Genomic DNA, 12,372 nt, shown 5'->3' on the forward strand with positions numbered 1-12,372 from the left:
TTCGCCCGCAAACCGTCATGAAGCGGATGTTGCGGGCGGCCGGCGCCACGGCCTTTGCCCTGCTGCTCGCGGCCTGCTCCGCGCCGAAGCAGGATGCGAATACGCTGGTCGTGGCCGCCACCGCGGTGCCGCACGCGGAGATCCTCAAGCAGGCGCAACCCATCCTCGCGAAGGAAGGCGTGAACCTGGAAATCAAGGTGTTCGCCGACTACGTGCAGCCGAACATGCAGGTGGTCGAGAAGAACATCGACCTGAACTATTTCCAGACCGGGCCCTATCTCGATGCGTTCAACCGCGAGCATGGCACCCATCTGGTACCCGTCGTGGGCGTGCACATCGAGCCGTTCGGCGCCTACTCGCGCAAGATCAAGAGCATCGACCAACTGCCGGACGGTGCCACGGTGGCGCTGCCCAACGATCCCAGCAACGAGGGCCGCGCCCTATTGCTGCTGGCGAAGAACCACCTGATCACGCTGAAGGACCCGGGCAACGCGCTGGCCACGCCGAAGGACATCACGGCGAACCCGAAACAGCTGAAGTTCAAGGAACTGGAGGCGGCCATGCTGCCGCGCACGCTGGACGAGGTGGATCTGGCACTGATCAACACCAACTACGCACTGGCGGCCGGGCTCAATCCGACCAAGGACGCCCTGCTGATCGAAGACAAGGACTCGCCCTACGTGAACTATCTGGTGGGCCGTCCCGACAACAAGGATGACCCGCGCGTGCAGAAACTGGCGAAGGCGCTGACCAGCCCCGAGATCAAGGCCTTCATCGAGAAGAAGTACAAAGGCGCGGTGCTGCCGGCGTTCTGAGCGCCGGCTTGTGGATCGCCCGTAGGAGCGGCTTCAGCCGCGATTCGCGTGCAGCGATCACCCCGTCGCGGCTGAAGCCGCTCCTACGGGGCCCATGGCAGGCCGCTCAGGCGGCCGCCATCTGCTTCGGGATCGAGCGGTTGGTGTGGGTGATGCGGTTGTTCTCGTCCACATAGACGCAGGTGGGCTGGAACTGCGCCAGCTCCTTCTCGTCGACCTGGGCGAACGCGGCGATGATGATGAGATCGCCCACCTGCACGCTGCGCGCGGCGCTGCCGTTCACCGAGATGATGCCCGAGCCTTCCTCGGCGCGCAGCGCGTAGGTGACGAAGCGCTGGCCGTTGTCGATGTCCCAGGCATGGATCTGCTCGTACTCGCGGATGCCCGCGGCATCGAGCAGGTTGCCGTCGATCGCGATCGAGCCCTCGTAATGCAGCTCGGCGTGGCTGACGGTGGCGCGGTGGATCTTCGCCTTGAACATGTTCAGTTGCATGACTTCGGGTTCCTGCGGGAACGGCCCGCGTGGCTGCGCATTATCGAACCGCCGACATTGCACCGCAACATCGCCCGTTCAGCTTGGAAATGCGGGCAGTTCAGTCGAACTGCAAGTTGTCGATCAGCCGCGTCGTGCCCAGCCGCGCGGCAATCAGCGCCACCAGCCCCGTGTGCTCGCCGGCATCCGGCTCGGCCAGATCCTCGGCGCGGCGGAGCGCCACGTAGTCGGGCACGAAGCCCGCCCGCTCCAGCTTCGACTGCGCAGCTTCCTCGACGATGCGCCATGCATGGCCCTTGTCGACCAGCTCGCGCATCTGCAGCAGCGTGGCATGGATCTGCGGCGCCAGCGCGCGCTCTTCCGCCGACAGGTACTGGTTGCGCGAACTCAATGCCAGCCCGTCGTCGGCGCGCTGGGTCGGCGCGCCCACCACTTTCAGCGGCAGTGCCAGGTCGCGCACCATGCGCTCGATCACCTTGAGCTGCTGGAAATCCTTCTGGCCGAACACGGCGATGTCGGGCTGCACCTGGTTGAACAGCTTGCACACCACGGTGGCCACGCCATCGAAATGGCCGGGGCGGTGCGCCCCCTCCAGCGTGTCGGTGAGCTGCGGCACGCGGATGCTGACGCCGTGCTCGGCGCCGAACGGGTACATCGTCGCCACCTCGGGCGCGAACAGCAGGTCGCAATCATGCTCGGCCAGGCCGGCCTGGTCCTGCACCAGCGTGCGCGGGTAGCGCTCGAAATCCTCGTTCGGGCCGAACTGGGTGGGATTGACGAACACGCTGGCCACCACGCGATCGGCGCGCGCGCGCGCCAGCTTCAGCAGCGAGTAGTGCCCCGCATGCAGGTTGCCCATGGTGGGCACCAGCCCCACGGTCTGGCCCTGGGCCCGCCAGCTGCGGATCGCGGCGCGCAGGGCCGGAAGGTCTTGCACTGTCTGCATGAGATCGCCGTTGTTCAGTTGAAGCAATGCTCGGGCGCGGGGAACGCCCCGCTGCGCACGTCCGCCGCATAGGCCGCGATCGCCGCCGACACAGCATCGCGGCCGGCAAGGAAATCCTTGCTGAACTTGGGTCGCTTGCCGGGCGTGATGCCAAGCATGTCGTGGATCACCAGCACCTGGCCGTCGCAGTGCGGACCCGCGCCGATGCCGATCACCGGGATCTTCAGCGCTTTCGTCACCCGCTCGCCCAGTGCGCTGGGCACGCCTTCCAGCACCAGCAGGTCGGCACCCGCGGCCTGTACCGCCTGTGCCTCGGCGAAGATGCGGTCGGCCGTCTCCTGCTCGCGGCCCTGGATGCGGAAGCCGCCGAACTTGTGCACCGACTGCGGGGTGAGGCCCAGATGGGCGCAGACCGGGATCACGCGCGCGACCAGCGCGGCAATCGCCTCAAGGATGTGCGGCGCGGCGCCCTCGATCTTCACCATCGCCGCGCCCGCGTCGCCCACCAGCCGCGCGCCGGCTTCCAGCACGTGCGGCAGGTCGCGGTCGGCCATGAACGGCAGGTCCGCGATCAGCAACGTGGCCGACAAACCGCGCGCCACCGCCTGGGTGTGGTAGACCATGTGGTCCAGCGTCACCGGCAGGGTGCTCCTGTGGCCCTGGATCACCATGCCCAGCGAGTCGCCGACCAGGGCCACGTCGATGCCGGCCAGTTCCAGTTGCGCAGCGAGGCTGTAGTCGTAGGCGGTGAGCATCGCGATGCGACGGCCTGCGGCCTTCATCGCGTGCAGGCCGGGCACGGTGACCGGCTTGCGGGCAGGAATATTGGCGGGATCCACGTACACGATGTCGTCTCGAAGGCGGGGATCGGCCGATTATCCGCTGCACCGCATCATTCGGCCAGTCGGCCTTCGCCCAGGCACTCGCAGCCCCGGGTATCCGCCGCGGCGAGCAGTTCGGCCACGCGCCCCTGCCCCGGCAGCAGCAGATCCGGCGCCAGGTCGGCCAGCGGCAGCAGCACGAAGGCGCGCTCGGCAATGCGCGGGTGCGGCAGGACGAGCCGCTCATCGTCGAGCTGCACGCCCTCCATGTGCAGCAGGTCGAGATCCAGCATGCGCGGGCCGTTGCGCTCGGCGCGCACGCGGCCGGCGCGCTGCTCGATCGCCAGCAGCGCGCCGAGCAGGTCGTGCGGCGCGAGGCGGGTATCCAGCAGCACCGCGGCGTTGATGAACGGGGGCTGCTCCAGCACGCCCCAGGGCGGCGTGCGGTACAGGCGCGAGCGGCGCAGCAGTCGCGTGGCAGGCAGGCGGCCGAGTGCGTCCACGGCATCCAGCAACTGCTGTCGCGGATCGCCCAGGTTGCCGCCCAGTGCGACGTAGGCCGCGGTCACGCCGGTTTTGGCTTGTTCGCCGGCTTGCGCCGGCGCCGCTTGCGCGCTGCACTGGCCGGCGCGGCCGCCTCGGGCTCGGCGCTGCCGCCATGTGCCGGCAGCGCCGCCGCCAGCGTCTCGTGCGGCAGTTGCTGCGCATGGTCCCACCACAGGCCCAGCTCGCGGATCGCCGATGACTCGTGCGCGCGCAGCAGCAGAAAGTCGAACGCGGCGCGGAAGCGCGGATGCGCCAGCAGGCGCAGCACCTTCTTGCGCTGGATCTGCTCGAAGCGCGGCTGCAGCGACCAGATCTCCTCCATGGTGAAGGTGAAGCGGCGCGGGATCGCCACGCGCTGGCACTGCTCGCCCACCACCTGCAGCGCGGCGCGCGCCCAGGCCTCGTTGGCGTCCTTGCCACGGGCGATCTGCTGCTGCGCCAGATCGCGCACCTCGCCCCACAGCAGCACCGCGAACAGGAAGGCCGGGGTCACCGACTTGCCTTCCGCGACGCGCGCGTCGGTATTCGCCAGGCCCTGCTCGACCAGCGCGCGCAGCGCCTCGTCGCCACGCTTCAGCGCGCGCGCGGTGGCCGGGAACAGGAACTTGAGCAGGCCGCACTGTTCGAGCATGCGGAAGCTCTTCAGCCCGTGTCCGGCGAGAAACATCTTCAGCGATTCGTCGAACAACCGGGCAGGTGCCGCCTCGGCCAGGAGCGGCCCCAGTTCCTCGAACGGCGCCGCGGCAGCCGCGTCGATGCTGAAGCCGAGCTTGGCGGCCAGCCGGGCCGCACGCAGCATCCGCACCGGATCCTCGCGATAGCGCGTGACCGGCTCGCCGATCAGGCGCAGCACGCGATCCTCCAGATCCTGCATGCCGCCCACGTAGTCGCGCACCGAGAAATCACTGATGTCGTAATACATCGCGTTGACGCGGAAATCGCGACGCAGCGCGTCCTCTTCGATCGTGCCCCACACGTTGTCGCGCACGATGCGGCCATCGACGATATGGCGCTCGCCCTCCGTGCCTTCCTCCTCGCCGGTGCCGCGGAAGGTGGCCACCTCGATGATCTCCGGTCCGAACACCACGTGGGCCAGCCGGAAGCGACGGCCGATCAGGCGGCAATTGCGGAACAGCTTTTTCACTTCGTCCGGCGTGGCGCTGGTGGCCACGTCGAAATCCTTGGGCCGGCCACCCAGCAGCAGGTCGCGCACCGCGCCGCCGACCAGGAAGGCGTCGTAGCCGGCCTCGTTGAGGCGGTACAGCACGCGCAGCGCGGCCTTGCTGATGTTCTTGCGGGAAATCGTGTGCTGCTCGCGCGGGATGATGCGCAACGCGGGCCTGACGTCGTTCCTGGCTTCGGGATTCAAGCGTGTGGAGTCCTTGCGGGTATCGTGTCCGGCGCACGGCCAAGGCGGCGGCGCGACGGCCTGCAGCCGCTCATCTTACCTGCCGTCGCCGGGGCATTGCCGGGCGAAACATTTCGGCTATACTACCGCGCTCCGCGTCAATCCGCTCCCATCGTCTAGTGGCCCAGGACACCGCCCTCTCAAGGCGGGAACACGAGTTCGAACCTCGTTGGGAGCGCCATTTGCTTTTGCGATTCATCCGGAATCGCTGCTCGGCGCGGCAATGCGACAAGCTTCAAGCGCTCGCCTTGCCCAAGCGCCAACCGCGGCCATCCATGGCCGCACTCCTCAGGAACAGCCGGCACGATCCAACGGTCGTGCCGTTTGTTTTTGGAGCAACCGCCACGGCAACAGCTCTCCAGCCCCGGTCTCCAGATACGGCGGACATGGCCGCATCGTGTATCACGTAGACGGGACCGGCTCCAATGCCCTCAGCACATCCTGCTTGTAGTTCCGGTGGATTGAACCCGGCTATTTCTATCGGGTGCCGGCAGGCGGCCGAAACCGCTTTGTCGCTTGCGTAGGCGTGAGGACAAAAGCCCCCTCTCCCCTGCCCTCTCCCGCAAGCGGGAGAGGGGGCAACCCGCAAGTCGCGCCGGCGACTTTTCACTCCCCGCACGTTGCAGTCATACTTGCCAGCGCCACAACGCAAGAGCCCCATCCCCATGACCTTTGTCGTCACCGACAACTGCATCAAGTGCAAGTACACCGACTGCGTGGAAGTCTGCCCGGTCGACGCCTTCCATGAGGGTCCGAATTTCCTGGTGATCGATCCGGACGAGTGTATCGACTGCACGCTGTGCGAACCGGAGTGCCCGATCAACGCGATCTATCCTGAGGACGACGTGCCAGCCGGCCAGGAAGGCTTCGTGGCGCTGAACGCCGACCTGGCGAAAGCGTGGCCGGTGATCACCGAGCGCAAGGATGCCCCCGCCGACGCCAGGGACTGGGAAGGCAAGCCGGACAAGCTCAAGCTGCTGGAGCGCTGAAACCCGGCGTGACGCGATAGCCTTGCGATCATCCATGATCGCGAAGATCAAATGGGCAGCCATCCCTGGCTGCACCACTCAACGAAAATGCCGCCCGGTGGGCGGCATTTTTCATTTGCGGAAGCACGGACGGAATCAGCCGGCCATGCCCTTCTTCAACGCATCGGTCAGCTTCGCGACCGCACCCTCGTCGCCCCGCACACGCACCTCGCTGGCACTGCTGCCGCTGGCGTTCACAGTGACCTGCACCGCGTGCGTGGCGGTATCGGACGTGGCCTTGCTCTTGTCGTGGTGGAACATGCGGCCGATGAAGCCCCGCTTCTTCGCCGGCGCCTCGCCACCCACCACGTTCACGGCGTAGGTGTGCGCGCTGTCGTCATGGCCGGTCACCTGGCCTGCGCTGCCGCCTGCCAGCAGCTGGCCCACCTTCTGGTAGGTAGCGTCGACGGTGCCGGACACCACGAAGGCGTCGGAGATCTCGCCGGGAACGGGAGCGGCCTGCGGCGTGCCCGAGCCAGGCGGCGGGATGACCAGTGCGGCAGTCGCCGGCGGCGTGTCCATGCCCGGCGGAATTTCCAGCGGGGCCTCCTGCTTGGCCGTCTCCCACGCTTTCGTGGATCGGAACATGCCGCAACCGGAGAGCAGCAGGCCCGCGAAGGCCAGCGCCGGCAGGGTCACGAGGAGCGAGGATTTCTTCATGCAAAGGATTTCCGTGGAAGGGTCGGTAATGGCCGCCAACGCGGCTTTCGATCAGGCAGCGTGTGCCAAGGATGCCAGACTGGACAGCGCCTCGCGCAAAATGGCGCGATCCGGGCCCTCCGCGAGCTCCACCAGCGGCAACCGCGGCAGCGCCGAACCCAGCCCCAGTTCCGGCAGGCCGGCCTTCACCGCGATCGGGTTCGGTGCGCAGTTCAACGCTTGCAGCAGCGGCGCCAGTGCATCCCCGCAACGCGCGGTGGCGGCGCGGTCACCGCCGGTGGCCGCGTCGCACAGCGCGCGGAACGCCTTGGGCACCAGGTTCGCCACCACCGACACGGTACCGGCCGCACCAGCAAGCATTGCCTGCCCGGCCGTGCCGTCGTCGCCGGAGAGATAGACGAAATCCGGGCGCACAAGTTCCGCCAGCGCGGCGATGCGCCCGGCATCGGCGCGCGCCTCCTTGATGCCGACGATGGCCGGGTGCCCGGCGAGCTGTGCCACCGTCTCGGGCAGCAGATCGCAGGCGGTGCGGCTCGGCACGTTGTAGAGCACCACCGGCAAGCCGCCGTGCTCGGCCACCTCGAGGAAGTGCCGGCGCATGCCCTCCTGGGTGGGCCGCACGTAATACGGCGTCACCACCAGCGCGGCGTCGGCCCCCAGCGCCTTGGCGCGACGCGTCACCGCCACGGTTTTCGCGGTGCCCGCCTCGCCGGTACCGGCGATCACCGGCACGCGGCCGGCCACGTGTTCCACCGCGAACGCGAGCAGGCGATCGAACTCGTCGTGTTCGAGCATGTGCGCCTCGCCGGTGGAACCGGCCACCACCAGCGCCTGCGTGCCGCCGGCGAGCTGATGGTCGAGCAGGCGTGCGAACGCCGGCAGATCGAGCGCGCCATCAGGTGCGAACGGTGTCGCCAGCGCGCAGATGCTTCCGCGTATGTCCAAGGTCGGCTACCGCTTGATAAACCAGCCTTGCATGTTACTTGCGGGCTTGCGGGAGCGGCAAGTAAGCTGGCCGGCGCGATTCCCGCGCCGCGCGGGATCCGGCACAGGCCACCCCATTTGAAACCGACGCCCTCCGCCCGCTCGGGCAGCGATAACCAGTTGCTGATCCACGCACTGACCTCCGCCGGCCATTCGCCGCTCACCGCGCTGACCCGCCGCATCGCCGATGCCGGCTGCAGCCTGGCCGAGTCGCGCGTGGCCACGATCGGCAACGAGGTATCGATCATGCTGCTGGCGAACGGCGCCTGGGACGCGCTGGCCAAACTGGAGACGGCGCTGAACAAGCTGGCGCGCGACGAGAACCTGCGGCTGAGCCATTACCGCACGGCACCGCGCGAGCCGAATTCGCACCTGCTGCCCTACATGGTCGAGATCATTTCCGCCGACCGCCCCGGCATCGTGGTGCGCATCGTGGAGTTCTTCAGCCAGCAGGGCATCAGCGTGGAGCAGCTGCACTCCACCCGCTACCACGCGATGCAGACCGGTGCGGAGATGTTCCAGGCGCAGTTCACGATCGGCATTCCGGCCGACGTGCACATCGCCGCCTTACGCGACGATTTCCTGGAGCTGTGCGACGGGTTGAACCTGGATGCGATCATGGATCCGGTGAAGTTTTAGAGCCTGTCTGCGCTCTCCACATGGCCCGCGCCGGAAACTGTTTGCGCGCAGGCCAAGGAAGAATGAGGAAGTGGACGCCCGTCCATGATCGAGTGATGACGCCGGCATGCGGGCAAACAGACCGAGCCCTTCGGGTTGCCTTGCCGTGGCCGTCATGCGGAGAGCGCAGACAGACTCTCAGGATGCTCCGCCGACGCATGCCTGACAAGGCTGTCATCCGTAACATTCATCGCGCTAGTCTCTGCCCCGTACACAGGCGAAACCCCGTCGGGTTTCCGGAGAGACCATGCCAGACATCGGAAAGAAGGCCCCGGCCCTGGGCGGCACCACCGGCGACGGCAGCACGCTGAAGCTCGCCGATCTCAAGGGTCAATGGGTGGTGTTGTATTTCTACCCCAAGGACTCCACCCCCGGCTGCACCAACGAGGCGAAGGACTTCCGCGACCTCTACCCGAAGTTCAGGAAGCGCCATGCCGAGATCGTCGGCGTCTCGCGCGACTCGATGAAATCCCACGCCAACTTCGCCGCCAGGCAGGAGCTGCCGTTCCCGCTGGTATCCGATCCGGACGAGACTTGGTGCCGCGCCTTCGACGTGATCCACGAGAAGGTGCTCTACGGCAAGCGCCACATGGGCGTGGTGCGCAGCACCTTCCTGATCGACCCGGACGGCAAGCTCGCCGCCGAATGGCGCGGCGTGAAGGTACCGGGCCACGCCCAGGCCGTGCTCGACGCGATTCCCGCCGGCAAGTGACCACCGCCTTTCCCAGCATCGTGCCCGCGGCATCCGCCATGCCGCGATTCCTTCGTACTGCCCCTCGCGAGGTTCCCGCCGCATGACCGGAAGCAAGCGTATCTACGCCCTGGACACCAACGTGCTGCTGCACGATCCCACCTCGCTGTTCCGCTTCGAGGAACACGACGTGTTCATCCCGATGACGGTGCTGGAGGAGCTGGACGAAAAGAAGAAAGGCGCCTCGGAAGTCTCGCGCAACGGCCGCCAGGTCAGCCGCTTCCTCAACGAGTTGATCGTGCGCGGCAACGGCCACGGCATCAGCAACGGACTGGAGCTGGCCAGCCCGCAGGGCATCAACCTCAAGCGCGGCGCCGCGGTGGGGCGCCTGTACTTCCAGCAGCGCACCAGCGCCAATCACGGCAAGGCGGACAACCTGATCCTCGCCGCGGTGATCGAGCTGCGCGACCAGAACCCCGAGCGCGCGGTGATCCTGGTCACCAAGGACATCAACCTGCGCATCAAGGCCAAGATCTACGGCATCGATGCGGAGGACTACGAGAACGACCGCGCGCTGGACGACTTCGCCCTGCTCTACACCGGCTCGGCCGCGCTGCCCGAGGACTTCTGGGACAAGCATCCCGAGGTCGAGTCGTGGAACGAGCGCGGCCGCACCTACTACAAGCTCGATCGCCACGAGGACGAGGACTGGTACCCGAACGAGTGCCTGTACCTGTCCGGCGAAGGCGGCGTCGAACTGCGCGTGCTGCACTTGGACGCCGACGACAAGGCCACGCTGGCGCTGATGGACGACCACAGCCATGCCAACCACCACGTCTGGGGCATCGCCGCGCGCAACCGCGAGCAGAATTTCGCGCTCAACGTGCTGATGGACCCGGACGTGGACTTCGTCACCCTGCTCGGCACCGCCGGCACCGGCAAGACCCTGCTGGCGCTGGCCGCGGGCCTTGCCCAGGTGATGGACCAGCAGCGCTACCGCGAGATCATCATGACCCGCGCCACGGTGAGCGTGGGCGAGGACATCGGTTTCCTGCCCGGCACCGAGGAAGAGAAGATGACGCCGTGGATGGGCGCGCTCACCGACAACCTCGAAGTGCTAGCCAATCCGGAGGAAGGCGGCTCCTGGGGCCGCCAGGCCACCAACGACCTGCTCGCCTCGCGCATCAAGATCCGCTCGCTGAACTTCATGCGCGGACGCACCTTCCTGTCGCGCTACCTGATCATCGACGAGGCGCAGAACCTCACGCCCAAGCAGATGAAGACCCTGATCACCCGCGCCGGCCCCGGCACCAAGATCGTCTGCCTCGGCAACGTGGAGCAGATCGACACGCCCTACCTCACCGAGACTACTTCCGGCCTCACCTACGCGGTGGACCGCTTCAAGCAGTGGGAGCATTCGGCGCATGTCACCCTGCGCCGCGGCGAACGCTCGCGGCTGGCGGATTTCGCATCCGAGGCATTGTGAGAAACGCACCACCCATCGCCCTCACCATCGCCGGCTCCGACTCCGGCGGCGGCGCGGGCATCCAGGCCGATCTGAAAACCTTCCACGCACGCGGCGTCCACGGCTTGTCGGCGATCGCCGCGATCACCTCGCAGAACACGCGCGGCGTGACGGCGGTGCACCCGGTGCCGCTGGCGCACATCCGCAGCCAGATCGCCGCGGTGTTCGACGACTTCCCCATCGGTGTGGTGAAGACCGGCATGCTGGGCAGCGCGGCGATCGTGCGGCTGGTGGCGCGCGAGCTGGCCGCGCGCAAGCCGGCGTGGCTGGTGGTCGATCCGGTGATGATCGCCACCAGCGGCGCGCGCCTACTGGACGAGGGCGCCATCGCGGTGCTGGTGAACGAGCTGATCCCGCTGGCCGACGTGCTCACGCCCAACCTGCCCGAGGCCGAGGCGCTGCTGGGCTATCCGATCCGCAACGCGAAGGATTGCGCCCGCGCCGGCAACGAGCTGCGTGACCTGGGTGCCAAGGCCGTGCTGCTCAAGGGCGGCCATGGCGGCGGCCGCGAGGTGGCGGACCGCTTCTTCGACGATCGCGGCGTGCTGGAGCTGCGCCACCCGCGGCTGAAGCTGGAAGCCCACGGCACCGGCTGCACGCTGGCCTCGGCGGTTGCCGCCGAACTGGCCAAGGGACAAACGCCGCGTGGCGCCGTGCGGCGCGCCGTGGCCTACGTGCAGCGTGCGCTGGCGCGCGGCTACCAGCCTGGCGGCGCACCCTTGCGCGTGTTGTCGCACTGAGCTGGCGCGCTGCGGCGGTTCACGGCACGGGCGCTAGAATGGCGTCCCATCCCGCCTCACCCGGCCGCCAACCCCGATGACCCCGCGCCTCGTCCTGCTGATCCTGATCCTGCTGTTCGCGCTGTGCGTGCTGCTGGTGCACCTGCGCGGGCGGGCGCGCCTGCGTTTCGACCGCCAGCTGGTGGATCACTCCGCGATCTTCGCGCCGTACAACCTCCTGATGTACGCGTTTTCGGCGGTGCCGGCGCGCCCCATCCTCGACCGCCGCGGCTTCCCGCAACTCGACCTGTTGCAGGCGAACTGGCAGACCATCCGCGAGGAAGCGCTGTCGCTGTTCGACGAAGGGCATATCCGCGCAGCCCAAGGCGGCAACGACGCCAGCTTCAACAGCTTCTTCAAGCAGGGCTGGAAGCGCTTCTACCTGAAATGGTACGGCGCGCCGCTGGCCTCGGCCGAGGCGCTGTGCCCGAAGACCGTGACGCTGCTGAAATCCATCCCCAGCATCAAGGCGGCGATGTTCGCCACGCTGGCGCCGAACAGCCGGCTGAACCCGCACCGCGACCCGTTCGCGGGCTCGCTGCGCTACCACCTCGGCCTGATCACGCCGAACTCGCGCGACTGCCGCATCTTCGTCGACGGCGAGGAACACGCTTGGGGCGACGGCAAGGACGTGGTGTTCGACGAGACCTACGTGCACTGGGTGGAGAACAAGACCGACCAGACCCGGGTGATCCTGTTCGCCGACGTGGAACGCCCGCTGCGCACGCGCTGGATGAGCGCGATCAACCATCGCGTGGGGGCCTTCATGGGCAAGATCACCGCTTCGCCGAACACCGAATCGCCGGAGGAAAAGACCGGCTTCGTCAACCGCGTGTTCGCGCTCAACCAGCGCAACCGCGAGCGCAACCGCGCGTTCAAGAAGAAGCACCCGAAACTGTTCCGCACGCTGAAATACCTGGGCATGCTGGTGCTGGCATGGCTGATCGTCTGCGCGCCGTGGCCGTTCGTCCGCTGAAGCTGTAACGCCAGAGCCCGCC

14 protein-coding genes and 1 tRNA gene are annotated in these 12,372 nt (G+C 67.5%); 8 read left to right on the forward strand and 7 right to left on the reverse strand.

Annotated features, from left to right (window positions below; genetic code table 11):
- Positions 1-17: 17 nt before the first annotated feature.
- A complete protein-coding gene (locus ABQJ54_RS15775) occupies positions 18-815 on the forward strand; it encodes a MetQ/NlpA family ABC transporter substrate-binding protein (RefSeq protein WP_367855267.1) in 798 nt (265 codons plus the stop codon).
- Between the two features lie 106 nt (positions 816-921).
- Here the strand turns inward: ABQJ54_RS15775 and panD are convergent, their stop codons facing one another.
- The 5 genes from panD to pcnB form a co-directional block, all read right to left on the reverse strand.
- Positions 922-1,308 (reverse strand): aspartate 1-decarboxylase, encoded by a 387-nt coding sequence (panD, locus tag ABQJ54_RS15780; protein WP_367855268.1) that lies wholly within the window; start codon positions 1,306-1,308, stop codon positions 922-924.
- A 100-nt stretch (positions 1,309-1,408) separates the two neighbouring features.
- Positions 1,409-2,254 carry a pantoate--beta-alanine ligase gene (panC, locus tag ABQJ54_RS15785; protein ID WP_367855269.1) on the reverse strand — a complete coding sequence of 282 codons (846 nt, stop codon included), beginning with the start codon at positions 2,252-2,254 and terminating at the stop codon, positions 1,409-1,411.
- Between the two features lie 14 nt (positions 2,255-2,268).
- Positions 2,269-3,099 (reverse strand): 3-methyl-2-oxobutanoate hydroxymethyltransferase, encoded by an 831-nt coding sequence (gene panB / locus ABQJ54_RS15790; RefSeq protein ID WP_367855270.1) that lies wholly within the window; start codon positions 3,097-3,099, stop codon positions 2,269-2,271.
- 47 nt (positions 3,100-3,146) lie between these two features.
- Positions 3,147-3,644: a 2-amino-4-hydroxy-6-hydroxymethyldihydropteridine diphosphokinase gene (folK, locus tag ABQJ54_RS15795; RefSeq protein ID WP_367855271.1), complete on the reverse strand. Its 498-nt coding sequence runs from the start codon at positions 3,642-3,644 to the stop codon at positions 3,147-3,149.
- Positions 3,641-4,990: a polynucleotide adenylyltransferase PcnB gene (gene pcnB / locus ABQJ54_RS15800; protein WP_367855272.1), complete on the reverse strand. Its 1,350-nt coding sequence runs from the start codon at positions 4,988-4,990 to the stop codon at positions 3,641-3,643. The genes folK and pcnB overlap by 4 nt, the downstream gene beginning before the upstream one ends.
- Before the next feature lie 144 nt (positions 4,991-5,134).
- On the opposite strand from pcnB, the gene ABQJ54_RS15805 reads away from it, so the two are divergent.
- Positions 5,135-5,210, forward strand: a tRNA-Glu gene (locus ABQJ54_RS15805).
- 484 nt (positions 5,211-5,694) lie between these two features.
- Positions 5,695-6,018, forward strand: a complete 324-nt coding sequence (gene fdxA / locus ABQJ54_RS15810; protein WP_367855273.1) for a ferredoxin FdxA — start codon at positions 5,695-5,697, stop codon at positions 6,016-6,018.
- Positions 6,019-6,153: 135 nt separating this feature from the next.
- On the opposite strand, the gene ABQJ54_RS15815 is transcribed toward fdxA, so the two are convergent.
- A complete protein-coding gene (locus tag ABQJ54_RS15815; RefSeq protein ID WP_367855274.1) occupies positions 6,154-6,717 on the reverse strand; it encodes a hypothetical protein in 564 nt (187 codons plus the stop codon).
- Positions 6,718-6,768: 51 nt separating this feature from the next.
- The gene (dapA, locus tag ABQJ54_RS15820; protein WP_367855275.1) at positions 6,769-7,662 is read right to left on the reverse strand and encodes a 4-hydroxy-tetrahydrodipicolinate synthase; all 894 of its coding nucleotides are present in this window, start codon (positions 7,660-7,662) and stop codon (positions 6,769-6,771) included.
- A gap of 117 nt (positions 7,663-7,779) precedes the next feature.
- Here dapA and ABQJ54_RS15825 point away from each other — a divergent pair, with 117 nt between their 5' ends.
- The 5 genes from ABQJ54_RS15825 to ABQJ54_RS15845 all read left to right on the forward strand — a co-directional run bounded on the left by ABQJ54_RS15825 (position 7,780) and on the right by ABQJ54_RS15845 (position 12,350).
- Positions 7,780-8,340 (forward strand): glycine cleavage system transcriptional repressor, encoded by a 561-nt coding sequence (locus ABQJ54_RS15825; protein WP_367855276.1) that lies wholly within the window; start codon positions 7,780-7,782, stop codon positions 8,338-8,340.
- 286 nt (positions 8,341-8,626) lie between these two features.
- The gene (locus ABQJ54_RS15830; RefSeq protein WP_367855277.1) at positions 8,627-9,091 is read left to right on the forward strand and encodes a peroxiredoxin; all 465 of its coding nucleotides are present in this window, start codon (positions 8,627-8,629) and stop codon (positions 9,089-9,091) included.
- Between the two features lie 82 nt (positions 9,092-9,173).
- Complete coding sequence (locus ABQJ54_RS15835) at positions 9,174-10,556, forward strand: PhoH family protein (RefSeq protein ID WP_367855278.1); 1,383 nt, start codon at positions 9,174-9,176, stop codon at positions 10,554-10,556.
- Entirely contained in the window at positions 10,550-11,335 is a 786-nt protein-coding gene (thiD, locus tag ABQJ54_RS15840) for a bifunctional hydroxymethylpyrimidine kinase/phosphomethylpyrimidine kinase (protein ID WP_367855363.1), read from the forward strand. Before ABQJ54_RS15835 ends, thiD begins: the two co-directional genes overlap by 7 nt.
- Before the next feature lie 76 nt (positions 11,336-11,411).
- The gene (locus ABQJ54_RS15845; RefSeq protein ID WP_367855279.1) at positions 11,412-12,350 is read left to right on the forward strand and encodes an aspartyl/asparaginyl beta-hydroxylase domain-containing protein; all 939 of its coding nucleotides are present in this window, start codon (positions 11,412-11,414) and stop codon (positions 12,348-12,350) included.
- Positions 12,351-12,372 lie beyond the last annotated feature (22 nt).

Source organism: Rhodanobacter lycopersici, from assembly GCF_040812335.1.
Taxonomy (GTDB): Bacteria; Pseudomonadota; Gammaproteobacteria; order Xanthomonadales; family Rhodanobacteraceae; genus Rhodanobacter_A; species Rhodanobacter_A lycopersici.